Source organism: Serratia sp. ID 25-353 (assembly GCF_054792795.1).
The window spans coordinates 1,860,904-1,875,973 of the sequence record NZ_CM139236.1 but is presented as its reverse complement, the minus strand read 5'-3'; the positions used below and the strand labels follow the sequence as shown (position 1 = coordinate 1,875,973).

Below are 15,070 nucleotides of genomic sequence, written 5' to 3'. Positions count from 1 at the left end.
GGAAGCCTGCATAACGCCATGACAAATAACGTTTCACCCGCACCCATTGCCCACCGCCCGCTGATCCTGATCGCCTGCATGCTGGCGATGTTCATGTCGGCGATCGAAGCCACCATCGTCGCTACCGCCATGCCGACCATCATCGGCGATCTCGGCGGCTTCTCGCTGCTGGGGTGGGTGTTCGCGGTCTATTTGCTGGCGCAGGCGATCACCATCCCCATCTACGGCCGGTTGGCGGATCTCTACGGCCGCAAGCGGGTGTTCTTCTTCGGTGCCACGCTGTTCCTGCTGGGATCGGTGCTGTGCGGCTTCGCCCCCGACATGTATTGGCTGATCGGCTTCCGTTTATTGCAGGGGCTGGGCGCCGGCGCCATCATGCCGATCGCTTCCACCATCATCGGCGATATCTACAGCGCCACCGAGCGGCCGAAGGTGATGGGGTATCTGTCGAGCGTATGGGGCGTGTCGGCGATTATCGGCCCGCTGCTGGGCGCGTTTATCGTGCAGCATCTGCCTTGGGCGCTGGTGTTCTGGGTCAACCTGCCGATCGGCCTGCTGGCGATGTTCTTCCTCTGGCGCTATCTGCCGGCCCATCAGCAGCTGCGGCGGCACGCGCTGGATCTGGCGGGCACCGCCTGGCTGACGCTATTCGTTTCGGCGCTGCTGCTGGCGCTGTTGCAGATGGAAAGCCTGGGATGGTGGGTGGCGCCGTTGCTCGCGCTGGCGGCGGCGTCGCTGGCGCTGCTGATACGTCAGGAGCGGCGCGCGGTCGAACCGCTGTTCCCGCTGGCGCTGTGGCAGAGCCGGGTGATCGTCGCCGGTAACATCGGCGGGTTGGTGATCGGCGCGGCGATGATGGGCATCAGTGCCTTCCTGCCGACCTTCATTCAGGGCGTAATGGGCGGCTCGCCGCTGGAGGCGGGCACCACGCTGGCGCTGATGTCGATCGGTTGGCCGCTGGCCAGCACGCTGAGCGGCCGTTTGATGCTGATGACCTCGTATCGCGCGACGGCGCTGCTGGGGGCGCTGCTGTTGGTGGCCGGCGGCCTGATCCTGCTGATGCTGCAGCCGAACGGCGGCCTGCTGTGGGGCCGGGTGGCGGCGTTTATGGTCGGCGCCGGCATGGGGCTGTGCAACACCACGTTTTTAGTGTCGGTGCAGAACGCGGCGCATTACAGCATTCGTGGCATCGCCACCGCCTGTACGGTATTTACCCGCATGGTGGGGTCGGCCATCGGCACCGCCATTCTGGGCGCCACGCTGAACCTCAACCTGCAGTGGCGTTTGCCGGAGATTGACGATCCGGTGCAGCGGCTGATGGAGCCGGCGGTGCGGCAGAGCATGGGGAGCGAAGCGTTGTCGCAGCTGACCCAGCACGTAGCGGCCTCGCTGCATTGGGTGTTCCTGGTGTCGGCGTTGGTGTCGTTGCTGGCGCTGGCGGCGGCGATGCTGATCCCGGCGCGTTGCCGGCCGCAGGGCGAAGAGGAAGAGGCGGAACAGGCATAAAAGAAAAGGGCGCGGCTGTTGCGCGCCCTGGGTAGCCGATGTGGCTTACTGCGAGTTGGAGGTATCCTGGCTGGTGCCGGTCTGCGCCGCGTCACCGCGATCGTCGCCGTTGTTCAGGCGGGTATAGACGATCTTCTGGGTGTCGTTTTCGCAGTGGCCGACCACTTGGCCGCCCGCTTGATCGGCCTGATCGTTAGGCACGATCTCCAGTTTGAAGCCGGACTCCGGAACGCCGTTATTGACGATTTTTTGCGAAATGTCCGCTTTCACGCTTTCGCAGGAGGCCAGGGCCGCCAACGGCGCGCCGGCCAGCAATACAGCGGTTAATATCAGCGTTTTTTTCATCACGTCATCCTTTTAGACAATGGACTTCCTGTAACAGGATAGCAGCAACGGCGGCCGGGTTTCACGCTTGCCCGCCCGCCGCAGGCGGATTAAGGATTAATCCGACGCCCGGTCTGGCGATCCAGGCATTTACGGGTGTCCGGCTCCCAGTACGCGTTGACGTTGTTGCTGTCGTTGCAGCGGTCTTCGTCATCCGCCGCGCGATCGGCCTTGTCGAACTCTTTCTCGACGCGAGTGTTAACCTTGTGGCGCAGGGATTTGGTATCATTCCACTGCTCTTTGCTCTGGCGCGCTTCTTCGGTGCTCATCGCACCGCTGCCTTTACCATCGACGGTGACGCAGGTGCTGCCCTGAGTGCAGGTGGCTGCCAGCGCCGGCGCCTGCCAGGCGCCCATGACGGCCAGCATGGCGACCGGCAGCATCCCGCGCAGCAGTCGTTGGGTCGAAAATGTTTTCATCGTTTCATCCTTATGAGTGAGTGCGCCTGATGATGGCGGCACTGGCGTTACCTCGCCCGCAGGCGTGGTAATAAATATACCACCGCGCTCCTGGAATTCACCAGCCAAGCGCCGATTCGTTTACTTTATCGAGAGAAAACTGCGACCGATGTTAAAAACCACGCTGTTGTTTTTCGCCACCGCGCTCGCCGAAATTATCGGCTGTTTCCTGCCTTACCTATGGCTCAAGAAGCAGGGCAGCACCTGGCTGCTGCTGCCGGCGGCATTAAGCCTGATGCTGTTTGTCTGGCTGTTGACGCTGCATCCGGCGGCCAGCGGGCGGGTCTACGCGGCCTATGGCGGCGTGTATGTGGCGACGGCGCTGCTATGGCTGCGGGTGGTGGATGGGGTGAAGCTGTCTGCGCTGGACTGGGTGGGCGCCGGGGTGGCGCTGGTGGGCATGCTGATCATCGTTTCCGGCTGGCGCGCGGCCTGAGGAAACAGGGCGGGAGTCGCCTCCCGCCGTCGGAGATCAGGCGCCTCGGTGGATATTCAGCCCGGCGAAGGACTGGCTGACCGGCATCATTTCCAGCGTGTTGATGTTGACGCGCGCCGGCAACGTTGCGACCCAGAACACCGACTCGGCGATGTCTTCCGGCGTCAGCGCGTCGGCGCCTTCGTAGGTTTTGTTGACCTTGCCGTCATCGCCCTTGAAACGCACGTTGGAGAATTCGGTGCCGCCCACCAGGCCCGGCTCGATATCGGTCACGCGGATGCGCGTGCCGTGCAGATCGGCGCGCAGGCCCAGGCTGAACTGTTTAACGAACGCCTTGGTGGCGCCGTACACGTTGCCGCCGGCGTAAGGCCAGTTGGCGGCGGTGGAACCGATGTTGATCACATGGCCGACGTTGCGTTCGACCATGGCCGGCAGCAGCGCGCGCGTCATGTTCACCAGCCCCTTGGCGTTGGTGTCGATCATGGTTTCCCAGTCATCGGCGTTGGCCTTGTGTGCCGGCTCCAGCCCCAGCGCCAGCCCGGCGTTGTTCACCAGCACGTCGATCTGGCGCAGCTCGGCCGGCAGTGCTTCGATCGCCTGCTGAATGGCGGCGCGGTTGCGCACGTCGAGCCGCACGATATGCAGCGCTTGGCCGAGTTCTTCCTGCAGCTCTTCGAGACGCTCAAGGCGGCGCCCGGCGGCGATCACCTGGTGGCCTTCACGGATAAAACGGCGTGCGATCGCCTCGCCGAAACCGGAGGTGGCGCCGGTAACAAAAATAATCATGTTGCTGTTCCTCAACTGTTTTTACCCTACATACCTCTATCATTAGCACAAACCCGCAGGCAGTGGCAGCGGTTATCACGGCGGAAAGCAAAAAAGGTCACACCGGGCCGGCGGCCCGATGCTGATTAGCGCTGAGGCGGCAGGTGGTACACCACGGCGTCATACTTGACGCGTTCGCAACGCCCGGCCAGCACGCCGCCCAACGACTCGATGAGGCGACGGCTGGCGGCATTCTGCTCGGCCACCGGGTAGATAAGGTGCTGAGGCTGAAAGCGCTCGCTGACCCAGCGCGCGATGCCCTGCACGATTTCGCGCCCGTAACCCTGGCCATGCAGGCTCTCTTTGACCCAGATACCCAGCTCCGGAGTGTGGCTGCGCAGGTTGTGTGCGCCGCCGACGCCGACGAACAGGCGGTCTTCGCGCCGGCGGGCGACGAAGATCACTTCTTCACCTTCGCGCATCAGCGGCAGCCAGCCTTGCCAGACGTTGGCGAAATCTTCCGGCGACGCCTCCGGCTCAAAGGCCATAAAGCGCGTCAGGGTGGGGGTGATCGCCTGGTAAACATCGTCGGCGTCTGCTGCGGTAAAGGGGGCAATCAACAAACGGTCGGTGTCAACGCGGCACTGAGAAAGGTCATTGTGATTCATTTTAATTCCTCGCTTTTCAGGCCATAACGGCAAAAAATCCGCGCCCATAAATTGGGGCGGATCGTCGATATTACGCGTATTGGCGGCAGAAGCGACTTATTTCTCGCCGCTGCGGGGGCGTGGAGGGAGGAGCTTATGTGACATCGTCACGTTGATGGGAAAGGCGGCGGGCACGATGAGCCGCGCCCGCCGCCGAGGGTCAGAACTTCACCGAACCTTGCAGATAGATCGTGCGCGGCTGGCCGATGTACAGACCTTTGTTATTGTCGTCATAGGCGCGGGTGAAATACTCGTGGTTGAACAGGTTTTTCACCCCGACGCCCAGATTCAGGCCGGCCATTTCCGGGCCGAAATCATAGGCGGCGCGCACGCCCCACAGCATATAGCCGGGAATGCGGCCGGTGCTGCCGTCGGCGCTTTCCGCCACGGTGTTGGCGTTGTCAGCGAACTGGCTGGATTGGAACTCGCCGTTAAGATTAAACGCCCAGTTGCCTGGCGTATAGTCCAGCCCCAGCGTGCCTTTATGCTTCGGTGAGAACGGCACCTGATTGCCCTTGTAGCCGCCGTCTTCGCGGATGGTGGCGTTGACGTAGGCGTAGCTGGCGTAGGCGGTCAGGTCGTCCAGTTTCGGCGTCAGCTGCGACAGATCGTAACGCAGGCTGCCTTCCAGCCCGGCGTGGCGGGTTTTGCCGCGCGCGGTCACGCTGTCGGTCACCTGGTTGGAATCGTACTGGTTGTTGAAGTTGATCAGGAACAGCCCGATCTCGCCGGTCAGCGCATCGCCGGCGTAGCGGGTGCCCAGCTCCCAGGTGCGCGCCTTCTCGGGTTCAATCTTGCCGCTGTCGACCGCTTTGCCCATCTGGCTGTACTGCACGGTGCCGAAGGAGCCTTCGGTGTTGGCGTACAGGTTCCAGTATTCGTTCAGGTGATACATCACGTTCAATGCCGGCAGCGGCGCGTTATAGCTGACGTCAAGGCGGTTGTTCTTGATGTAGTTGTTCTGATACGACTTGATGTACTCGTAGCGCATGCCCGGCGTGATGGTCCAGTCGCCGATGTCGATGCGATCGTCGATATAGAAGGCGTGCGCCTCGGTGCCGGACTGGGTATCGCGATCGTACGGGCTGGCGGTGGACGGCAGCTGACCGGTGCTGGCCTTGCTGGTGTAGCGCAGCTCGTGGGTGGATTCGCTGACGTAGCGGTAACCGACGCCGACCTCATGCGCCGACTCGCCCCAGCGGAAGCTCTGGCTGTAGCGCGGTTCCACGCCGCGCACCCAGTATTCGCGCGGCGACAGCGTCAGGTTTTTGCCCTGATCCAGATAGCCGCTGCGCAGGGTGTAGGTGTAGAAGCTCTGCACGTCGAACTTGTGCTGCTGATCCGGCTGATATTGGTAGCCGAAGTTCGCCAGCTGGCGCCGACCCCAGAACTTGTCGTACGGGCGCGTCGACTGGAACGGGTTGGCGTTGTAGTCCGCCCGGCTCAGGCCGCCCGGCATGTCCGCTTCGCCTTCGTAGTATTGCAGCAGGCTGTTGAAGGTGTGCACCTCGTTCGGGGCGTAACGGCTTTTTAGCATCACGTCGTCGATCTTGGTCGTGCTGTGTTCGCGCCAGTCGCTGCCGCGGGTGCCGGAGTAGAGCAGCGCCGCGCCGAAGCCGTTGTCGGCGGTGCCGCCGATCATCAGGTTGCCGGTGCCTTTCGGGTGATCCTGGCGTGAGGTCGGGCTGAGCTGCCCCTGCATGCCGGCTTCCATGCCGAAGGTTTTCGGGATGGCGCGAGTGACGAAGTTGACGACGCCGCCGACGCTCTGCGGCCCGTAGCGCACCGCGCCGCCGCCGCGCACCACGTCAATCGCATCCATATTGCCGAGCGAGACCGGCGCCAGCGACAGCTGCGGCTGGCCGTAAGGGGCGAAGGGCACCGGGATGCCGTCCATCAGCACGGTGGAGCGGCTGGCGAGGCGCGGGTTGAGGCCGCGAATGCCGAAGTTAAGCGCCATGTCATGGCTGCCGGTGCCGTTGTTCTCCGGCGCCACCACGCCCGGCACGCGGTTCAACGCTTCGCGCACGGTGGTGGTGCCGGTTTTGGCGAATTCTTCGCGGCGTACCACGTCACGCGCGCCGGGATGTTCGAACACGTCTACCTGACGGCCTTCCGCCAGCCAGTCACCGACCACGGTGATGTCTTCTTCCTTCTGCGGCTGCGGCAGTTTGGCCAGCGTGTAACCGTTGTTACCGAGCGCTTTAGCCTGCAGGCCGCTGCCGGCCAGCAGGGCGTTCAGGCCGTCATCGACGCCGTAGCTGCCGTTCAGGCCCGGCGAACGTTTGCCGGCGGTCAGCGTGCCGTCCACCGAGAGCGCGATGCCGGCGCGCGCGGCGAACGCGTTCAGCGCGCCGTCCAGCTCACCGGCCGGAATGTGATAGGTTGCAGCGGCGCTGGCGGCGCTCGCCGTCAGCGGTGCGGCGAAGGCCAGGCCAATGGCCACGGCCAGCGGCGTGGCCCGTTTTCCCCAAAGCGAAGCCGGCGCTCCCTTTCCCCAAGCGTTGTTCATACCTTCTCCTGAATCATTTTTTATTTATTGCTGCAGTGTTTTCCTGGGAGTCGGATGAGCAAAGCAAAAGGGACAATCAAGAATGCGATTTTTTATCATTTTCATTTAAAAAGATTCAGGCGGGAACGATTTGCAGCCAATAGCGGGTAAAGCTCTGCAGGCGCACCGGCAGTGTCTGGCTGAGCAGGGCGAGGGCGCGATCGGTATCGTTGAGCGGGAAACTGCCGCTGACGCGCAGGGCGGCGACGGCCGGATCGCAGCTCAGATGGCCGCGCCGGTAGCGCGCCAGTTCGGCGATCACCCGGTCCAGCCGCCACTGGCTGACGCTCAGCACGCCGCGCAGCCAGCCGTCCTCCGCCGCAGCCGGTTGTTTGTCGCTGAAGGCCGTGGCGCTGAAGCTTATCTGTTCTCCGGCCTCCACCCGGCGCGTTTGCTGCGCGTCCTGCGCCAGCTGCGCTTCGACCGCATGCTCCAGCACCGTCAGGCGCGTCTCGCCGCCGCTCTCACGCACCAAAAAACGGGTGCCGAGCGCGTGCATCGCCCCCTGTGGGCTTTGCACCCACAGCGGCCGGGGGTCGCGTCCGGTAACCAGGCTGATCTCCCCGGCGTGCAAGCGGATCAGCCGTTGGCGATCGTCGTAATGCACATCCACCGCGCTGGCGGTGTTCAGCACCAGCTGGGTACCGTCGCTTAACACAATGGGTTTGATCTCGCCGGTGGCGGTGCGGTAGTCGGCGCGCAGCTCCCGACCGAGTGGCGACTGGTAAAGGAAGCTGCCGCCGCCCACGCCGAGCAACAGCAGCAGGCTTTTCAGCAGGGTGCGGCGATCGATCGCCGATTGGCGGCCGGCGCGATCGAGCGCGCGGTAGCTGAACTTGCCCGGCACGCCCTGCAGCTGGCTCTGCAACGCTTCGACGCGCTGCCAGGCCCAGCGGTGATCGTCATGCTGCTGATGCCAGGCTTGCCACTGTTGGCGCTGGCGGTCGGTGACGTGCTCATCGCACAGCAGGGCATACCAGTGTGCGGCCATCTTCAGCGCCTGGCGCTGCTCGGGGGTGATGGCGTTGCTCATGAGAAAACGTCGTTTTCCAGGCTGAACAGCAGGCAATGCTCGGTGGCCTTGGCCATGTATTTTTTAACCGAGCTGACCGACACGCCGAGGCGCACGGCGATGTCCGCATAGCCCAGGCCTTCGAGCTGCGACAGCAGGAAGGCCTGTTTCGCCTTTGGCCCCAGGCCGTCGAGCATGGCGTCGATCTGCTGCAGGCTTTCCAGCAGGCTCTGGCGCTGCTCCGGCGACGGCGCATAGCCTTCCGGGATCAGCGCCAGCATCTCCTGATAGGCGCGCTCCAGCGTTCTGCGGCGGAACAGGTCGACCATCACCCGCTTGGCGACGGTGACCAGAAAATCTTTCGGCTCGCGCAGGGTCGCCGCAGCGTCGCTTTTCAGCAGGCGCATGAAGGTGTCCTGCGCCACATCGTCCGCGTCGAAAGCGCAGCCCAGCCGCCTGCGCAGCCATCCCTGCAACCAGGCATGATGGGTGGCGTAAAGGCGCGACAGCGCGGCGTGCGGGGCGGAAGCGGTGGCGGACATGGTTTTCGCATTGCTGGTCAAAAAGATGCGCGGATGATAATTGAGAATGGTTATCGTTTCAAGTTTCGCCGTTGCCCTCAGGCCGGAATGCGGCACCCAGGTGTGGCGCTGAAATAAACCGGGTGGCTGTAAAGATATTCGTTTGCCCTGTAAAGGTGCTGCGGCACGGTGTTATTCCGGCAAGCAAACGGTTGCTATTAGCCTGCCGTTGAAGGCCGCCGCACGGTTTATTCTTTTTCATCGGCTGGTTTTCTTTGTTTAATTAATATCACTCTGTTTTTACATGAAAATATATTTTATCACCGGCTGTTGGCACACGGCTTGCTATGCTTAACCCGGTCTTTAATTTGGGGTAACAAAAGGCATTGCTTCATCGGCGCAGATGATTACGCGGGTGAGCTTGGCCGGTCGTCACAAGGAAGAAAATAATGGCACTGCAATTCACCACGGCTATTCGTGGCAATTTTTTTGACATCACCGCCTGCGTGGAGGAACCGCAACAGCTCGACGAACGCCTGCGGCACATTCCCGACGGTTTGTTGCTGCTCAACGAGGGCACCATCGTCTGGTTCGGTAGCTGGCAGCAGGGTGAGGCGCTATTGCCGCCGGGTTTCGCGGTCACGGAGTATCGCGACAAACCGATCGTGCCGGGGTTTATCGATACCCATATCCACTACCCGCAAACCGAAATGATTGGCGCCTATGGCGACCAATTGTTGGGCTGGTTAAACAATTACACCTTCCCGACCGAAAGCCGTTATGGCTGCGAGCAGCACGCCGACGAGATGTCGGCCTTCTTTCTGCGGGAGTTGCTGAGCAACGGCACCACCACCGCGCTGGTGTTCGGCAGCGTGCATCCGCAGTCGGTCGATGCGCTGTTCAGCCAGGCGCAAGCGCTGAACATGCGCCTGATCGCCGGTAAGGTGATGATGGATCGCCATGCGCCGCAGGCGCTGCTGGAAACGCCGGAGCAGAGTTACCGCCAGACGCGTGCGCTGATCGAACGCTGGCACGGCAAAGGCCGCCTCGGTTACGCCATTACGCCGCGCTTTGCGCCCACCAGTACGCCGGCGTTGCTGGCGCAGGTGCAGCGGCTGCGCGAAGAATTCCCCGATGTTTGGCTGCAAACGCACCTGAGCGAGAATCCGCAGGAAGTGGCCTGGGTAAAATCACTGTTCCCGCAGAGCCAAAGCTATCTGGACGTTTACCACCGTTACGGCATGACCGGCGGAAAAAGCGTGTTCGCTCACTGCCTGCATCTGGAGGATCAGGAGTGGGACTGCCTGTGCGAGACCCGCTCGGCGATCGCGTTTTGCCCCACCTCCAACCTGTTCCTCGGCAGCGGGCTGTTCGACCTGCAGCAGGCCTGGCGCAAGCGGGTGAAGCTTGGCATCGGCACCGACGTGGGGGCCGGCACCACCTTCAATATGCTGCGCACGCTGGGCGAGGCGTACAAAGTCGGCCAGCTGCAGCATTACCGGCTCTCCGCCGTAGAAGCGTTCTACCACGCCACCCTGGGCGGCGCCCGCGCGCTGTCGCTGGACGACAAAATCGGCAACTTCAACGTCGGCAAAGAGGCGGATTTCGTGGTGCTCGATCCGGCGGTCACGCCGCTGCAGCAGTTACGCTACGCCAACAGCGCCACGCCGGCGGAGCAAGGGTTCGTGCTGATGACGCTGGGGGACGATCGCAATATTTACCGCACCTATGTGGACGGCAAGGTGGTTTATCAGGCGGCGGAGTCAGACTGATTTCATTCGCGGTGTTGGCGCAAAGGCATATTGGAATACGCCGACACCGCGTGGCGACAATTTTAACGATAAGGAAGTGGAAGCCTTGATAGCGTTATTGCTGCACACGCTGTGGATGAAAAGCAGACAATGGAAGGGCGGGGCATGATTATTTATTGAACATGACGCGATGTAGTATGAATACGGCTATTTGGTTAGGAGGCTCTTTATTGGTTTTTTATGAATATACCTAGTGATATACAGCCATGTTGCTGGATAAGTGCGTAAAAAACATTGCATTTCTTTGGGGTGCTCTATATCATAATGAGAATAATTATCTTTACGATATCACTGCTTAAAAAGCAACGGGCTTGTTTTAGTCACTGTTGCTGTTTTTTCAGTGTACTTCCGCATTTTACGAGCCAGGATTGGCTTGAGCTTTATTTCTGGAAAGGGATTTCATGCGTGATTTGTTTCGACAGGAAGCCACGGATCATCAGCGGGCGAAATGGGCGGGTAAGGCCTTATTAATAAACGGCTTGCCCGCCTGGTGCTTTGGTCTTTTGTCGTTTTTATTTATTCTTGTTTTCCTCTCTTTTCTTATATTCAGTCATTATACGCGCCGCATTAATGTTTATGGTGAAATCACCACCTTCCCCCGCTCAGTCAATGTGTTTGCACCCCAGCAGGGTTTTATCTCGGAACGCTTCGTCGAAGTGGGCGACGTGGTTAAAAAAGGTCAGCGTCTTTATCAGATTGATGTCAGCCGGGTGACGGATAACGGGAAAGTGAGCGCCAATACGCGCCTGGCGCTGGAAAACCAGTTAAAACACGTCGACAGCATCATCCTTAAGTTGCAAGACAACAAGCGCATGACGCTGGAAAATCTACGCGCGCAAAAAAAACAGTATGAATTGGCGCACATGCAGTCCAAACAGCTGTTGGATAACGCACGAGAAGGGGTGGCATTTGCTCAGGACAACATGCGTTCCTATAAGGAATATCAGCAGCGCGGTCTGATTACCAAAGATCAGCTTAGCGGACAAACCTATTCGTTTTATCAACAACAAAGTCTGTTCCAAAACCTGCATAGCCAACACATTCAGGAATCGTTGCAAATTACGAATTTGGAAAGCGACATCGTTACGCGCGCGGCAGATTTCGATAATCAAATTTCACAGTACCAGTTTCAGCGTAATGATTTGCAACGGCAGTTAGCGGAAGCCGATGCCAGCGGCGCATTGATCGTGAACGCCCCGAGCGATGGCCGCATTGAATCTCTCAGCGTTACCCCGGGTCAGATGGTCAATAGTGGTGACAGTCTGGTACAGATTATTCCACGTAATGGCGCGATTTATCAGCTAGTTTTATGGTTGCCGAACGCCAGTGTGCCGTATGTGTCAGCGGGGGACGCCATTAACATTCGTTATGACGCTTTCCCCTATGAGAAGTTTGGCCAGTTTCCCGGCAGGATAGAAAGCATCGCTTATGTGCCGGCCTCCATGCAAGAAATGTCAACTTACAGCAGTTCTCCCGTGCATCAGCCCAACGCGCAAACGGCATCTTATTACAAGGTCACCGTTTCCCTGGATGAAACGCATATCAGTTATCAGGGCAAGGCGTTGCAGCTCACTAACGGCATGCGGGCTCAATCCACGCTGTTTCTGGAAAAAAGGCCTTTATATCAATGGATGTTCTCGCCTTTCTACGATATGAAAAACAGCCTGATGGGGCCAATCAATGACTGAATCTTATTTCGACGCGCTAAAGGGCAAACTCAATTTGTCGCTGCGCCGCAAAGTGCCGCAGATCCTGCAAACGGAAGCCTCGGAATGTGGGCTCGCCAGTCTGGCGATGGTATGCCATTACCATGGCTTGCAAATCGATCTGTTTAATTTGCGCAGCCGCTACGGCTTTTCTTCGCGCGGGGCGACGCTGTCCGCGCTGATTGACATCGCGAGCGCACTGAAACTGCAATCCAGAGCGTTATCGCTGAATATCGATGAGCTTAAGGCATTGAAAATGCCCTGTATTCTGCATTGGGACATGAAGCATTTCGTGGTGCTTGTCAGTGTCAGCCGAGGGCGGGCGGTGATCCATGATCCTGCCTTTGGCCGTAAAGTGCTGGGGTTGCATGAACTGTCGCGGCATTTTACCGGCGTAGCGCTTGAGCTATGGCCAGACAGTGAATTTCAGCCGATCAAACAGCAAAGCAGATTGCGTTTTCGCAAGCTGATGAGCAATGTGCGCGGCCTCAAAGGGGCCTTGCTAAAGATCTTCTGTCTGTCGATCGTGATTGAAGCGGTTAATCTGCTGTTGCCCGTCGGTACGCAGTTGGTCATGGACCATGTGATTCTGGCCGGCGATCATGATCTTTTAGCGCTGATATGCATAGGGTTGCTGTTCTTTATTTTATTCCGTACCGGCGTATCCATGTTGCGCTCGTGGATCTCTATCGTCATGGGCGCGTTGATAGACGTGCAATGGAAGGCGGGAGTATTCGATCATCTGATGAAATTGCCGCTTTCCTTCTTTGAGAAGCGCAAGTTGGGTGATATTCAATCCCGCTTCGGCTCATTGGATACGATAAGAGCGACTTTCACTACCAGCATCGTCAGCAGTATTATTGATGGCATCATGTCCGTAGGCGTATTTATCATGATGCTGCTCTATGGCGGCTGGTTGGTTTGGGTGGTGCTCGGCTTTACGGCGATATACGTTATTCTCAGGCTGTCGACCTATCAATATTATCGGCAGCTGTCGGAAGAGCAGTTGGTGAAAGGGGCGCGAGCCGGGTCTCATTTCATGGAAACGTTGTATAGCGTCAGTACGTTAAAGGCGTTGGGGTTATCTGAAACCCGTTCGCAGTATTGGCTGAATCTAAACGTAGAAACGATCAATGCCGGTATCAAGCTGACCAAATTAAACATGATGTTTGGCGGCCTGGGGGCGTTTATCGCCACTTGCGATCAGGTGATCATCCTTTGGCTCGGCGCAGCATTGGTCATAGACAATCAAATGACGATCGGCATGTTTATCGCGTTTAACGCCTACCGCGGGCAGTTTTCGGAGCGTGCCAGCAGCCTGATCGACATGATGCTTCAGCTGCGAATGTTGAGTTTGCATAATGAAAGGGTGGCGGACATTGTGCTTTCGTCACCGGAATCGCAAATGCCCGCGCGCCAGCTCTTCACAAAAGGCAACGCCGCGGAGCTTCAGGTGCGGAATCTGCGCTACCAGTATGATCGCTTGGCGAAACCCATTATCGCGGATTTGAATCTCAGCATTGCCGCGGGAGAAAGCGTGGCGATTGTCGGTCCCTCCGGCGCGGGTAAAACCACGTTGATGAAGTTAATGTGTGGGCTGCTGTCGCCGGATGAAGGGGCCGTGCTGGTCGACGGTATGGATATCAGCAACATTGGCGTTAATAATTATCGCCAATGCATCGCTTGCGTGTTGCAGGATGACAAGCTGCTGGCGGGGTCTATCGCTGAAAATATTTCAGGATTTGATGCCGAAATGGATCTGAAGCGTATTGAGGCGTGCGCACGGCGTTGCAATATGCATGATGATATTCAAAACATGCCGATGGGCTATGAAACATTGATCGGCGAACTGGGGGGAAGCCTTTCTGGCGGGCAGAAACAGCGCTTATTGATAGCCCGTGCGCTCTATCGTCGCCCCAGCATTCTGTTTATGGACGAAGCGACCAGCCACCTGGATCTAGATAATGAAACCCATATTAACCGCGCTATTTCACAACTGAACATTACCCGCGTGATTATTGCGCACCGTCCGTCGACGATTGCCTCTGCGGATAGAGTCATTCGACTCGGGTAACGTCAGCTTCGCTTTACCTGGCCTCTTCACCCCGATATTTTCGCTACGTCAACCGCACAGCTCACCCGGTGGTGAGCCCATGAAAAAAGGGTTATCACAATGATAACCCTGGCATGAAGTGACGCTTTAGGCGCTGAAGCCAATGTTAACCGCTGAGGTCAACCGCGAGGCTTGCAGGGCCCCGATCAGTTCGAATCGGTATTGTTGTTGTTCCCCCACATGGTACCGCCGCCGTTGCTCCCGCCCCAGGGAATGCCTGATGGGCCAACTGAGCCGGGGGCACGATCGCCGGTGACATAGTTACCGACAGCACCGCCGACAATGGTGCCGACAACGCCGCCCGCCACGCCGCCGATAGAGCCGATTCCGCCGCCGATCGCTGCGCCGACAGTTTCTGCGGAAACCGTCAATGTACCGCTGCGAACTCCTGCACCGGAAATGATTGAACATTCTTCAGAGGTAAGATTGCGCATACTTGCTCCTTAGTAATTAAATTTTAAAATAAGCCACGTTGATCATGCTGAGCGTTGCCCGCGATCGCTATTGAGCAATTTATGCGTGGCGATAACGGCAAAGGCGATAAGAGCATATTTCAAGAAACGATTGAGGCTGAAATAATCCGCAGTCGTGCCAACAACAAGCCCGATTAAAATGGCGAACAATACAATGAATGATTTTTTCATATGATGGATACGAATCTTCCTACATTAGTTACTGTCGGCAGGATTGTTCGTCGATGTTTGTTTATTGCCACCCAACATGGATTCCACCATTTTGCCAGCGGTATAGGCGGCACCACCGATAACGGCACCGGCAACAGCGCCTGGGCCGGCACCGACGCCGCCAGCCATGGCGCCGGTCATCGCGCCACCAACCGCGCCGGCAGCGACGGCCCCGCCCAATTCCGCATAGCTGAAATCCCCAGCTGCCGCGATAAAGTTCACTTCATTCAGTGTAAGCTCTCTCATAATGACTTCCTTATATTATTGGTTTTTGGTTTTTGCAGTTTTCCGATACCAGAAAAATGCCACTAGCAAGGTTGAAAAGATAAAGGATTGAATGATTGTGCTGGTAAACCTCCTGTCTTCGGAAAAAAATAACGAATAAAAAATATCCATAAATGTGTAGTAAAAGCAGAA

15 protein-coding genes are annotated in these 15,070 nt (G+C 58.4%); 5 read left to right on the top strand and 10 right to left on the bottom strand.

All coding sequences use genetic code 11. The annotated features are described in order from the left end of the window. Positions 1–18: 18 nt before the first annotated feature. Complete coding sequence (locus tag ACYF6X_RS08910) at positions 19–1,506, top strand: MDR family MFS transporter (RefSeq protein ID WP_406880145.1); 1,488 nt, start codon at positions 19–21, stop codon at positions 1,504–1,506. A gap of 45 nt (positions 1,507–1,551) precedes the next feature. Here ACYF6X_RS08910 and ACYF6X_RS08905 read toward each other — a convergent pair whose 3' ends face one another. Beyond that, on the bottom strand, positions 1,552–1,851 hold the full coding sequence (locus tag ACYF6X_RS08905; RefSeq protein ID WP_063989767.1) for a DUF1161 domain-containing protein: 300 nt from the start codon (positions 1,849–1,851) through the stop codon (positions 1,552–1,554). 89 nt (positions 1,852–1,940) lie between these two features. Next, on the bottom strand, positions 1,941–2,309 hold the full coding sequence (locus tag ACYF6X_RS08900; protein ID WP_004938560.1) for a DUF1283 family protein: 369 nt from the start codon (positions 2,307–2,309) through the stop codon (positions 1,941–1,943). A 148-nt stretch (positions 2,310–2,457) separates the two neighbouring features. On the opposite strand from ACYF6X_RS08900, the gene ACYF6X_RS08895 reads away from it, so the two are divergent. Next, on the top strand, positions 2,458–2,784 hold the full coding sequence (locus ACYF6X_RS08895; RefSeq protein WP_107226837.1) for a YnfA family protein: 327 nt from the start codon (positions 2,458–2,460) through the stop codon (positions 2,782–2,784). A 36-nt stretch (positions 2,785–2,820) separates the two neighbouring features. Here ACYF6X_RS08895 and ydfG read toward each other — a convergent pair whose 3' ends face one another. The 5 genes from ydfG to fecI form a co-directional block, all read right to left on the bottom strand. Further along, on the bottom strand, positions 2,821–3,570 hold the full coding sequence (gene ydfG / locus ACYF6X_RS08890; protein WP_016927858.1) for a bifunctional NADP-dependent 3-hydroxy acid dehydrogenase/3-hydroxypropionate dehydrogenase YdfG: 750 nt from the start codon (positions 3,568–3,570) through the stop codon (positions 2,821–2,823). Positions 3,571–3,695: 125 nt separating this feature from the next. Then, positions 3,696–4,217, bottom strand: coding sequence for a GNAT family N-acetyltransferase (locus ACYF6X_RS08885; protein ID WP_063989769.1), 522 nt, complete (start codon positions 4,215–4,217; stop codon positions 3,696–3,698). A 199-nt stretch (positions 4,218–4,416) separates the two neighbouring features. Next, positions 4,417–6,768: a TonB-dependent Fe(3+) dicitrate receptor FecA gene (gene fecA, locus ACYF6X_RS08880; RefSeq protein ID WP_130018022.1), complete on the bottom strand. Its 2,352-nt coding sequence runs from the start codon at positions 6,766–6,768 to the stop codon at positions 4,417–4,419. Between the two features lie 115 nt (positions 6,769–6,883). Further along, complete coding sequence (gene fecR, locus ACYF6X_RS08875; RefSeq protein WP_063989771.1) at positions 6,884–7,840, bottom strand: ferric citrate uptake sigma factor regulator FecR; 957 nt, start codon at positions 7,838–7,840, stop codon at positions 6,884–6,886. Beyond that, complete coding sequence (fecI, locus tag ACYF6X_RS08870) at positions 7,837–8,361, bottom strand: ferric citrate uptake sigma factor FecI (RefSeq protein ID WP_130018023.1); 525 nt, start codon at positions 8,359–8,361, stop codon at positions 7,837–7,839. The genes fecR and fecI overlap by 4 nt, the downstream gene beginning before the upstream one ends. A gap of 428 nt (positions 8,362–8,789) precedes the next feature. Here fecI and guaD point away from each other — a divergent pair, with 428 nt between their 5' ends. The 3 genes from guaD to ACYF6X_RS08855 all read left to right on the top strand — a co-directional run bounded on the left by guaD (position 8,790) and on the right by ACYF6X_RS08855 (position 13,931). After that, positions 8,790–10,112, top strand: a complete 1,323-nt coding sequence (gene guaD, locus ACYF6X_RS08865) for a guanine deaminase (protein ID WP_063989773.1) — start codon at positions 8,790–8,792, stop codon at positions 10,110–10,112. A 440-nt stretch (positions 10,113–10,552) separates the two neighbouring features. Next, on the top strand, positions 10,553–11,839 hold the full coding sequence (locus ACYF6X_RS08860; RefSeq protein WP_033648236.1) for an HlyD family secretion protein: 1,287 nt from the start codon (positions 10,553–10,555) through the stop codon (positions 11,837–11,839). Next, on the top strand, positions 11,832–13,931 hold the full coding sequence (locus ACYF6X_RS08855) for a peptidase domain-containing ABC transporter (RefSeq protein WP_107226834.1): 2,100 nt from the start codon (positions 11,832–11,834) through the stop codon (positions 13,929–13,931). Before ACYF6X_RS08860 ends, ACYF6X_RS08855 begins: the two co-directional genes overlap by 8 nt. Positions 13,932–14,116: 185 nt before the next feature. Here the strand turns inward: ACYF6X_RS08855 and ACYF6X_RS08850 are convergent, their stop codons facing one another. From ACYF6X_RS08850 to ACYF6X_RS08840, 3 genes are read right to left on the bottom strand one after another with little or no spacing between them, the layout of a single operon-like run. Then, positions 14,117–14,404, bottom strand: a complete 288-nt coding sequence (locus ACYF6X_RS08850; protein WP_130018024.1) for a hypothetical protein — start codon at positions 14,402–14,404, stop codon at positions 14,117–14,119. 42 nt (positions 14,405–14,446) lie between these two features. Then, a complete protein-coding gene (locus ACYF6X_RS08845; RefSeq protein WP_154805963.1) occupies positions 14,447–14,614 on the bottom strand; it encodes a hypothetical protein in 168 nt (55 codons plus the stop codon). A gap of 24 nt (positions 14,615–14,638) precedes the next feature. Beyond that, positions 14,639–14,899: a hypothetical protein gene (locus ACYF6X_RS08840; RefSeq protein ID WP_049196799.1), complete on the bottom strand. Its 261-nt coding sequence runs from the start codon at positions 14,897–14,899 to the stop codon at positions 14,639–14,641. Between the last annotated feature and the right edge of the window lie 171 nt (positions 14,900–15,070).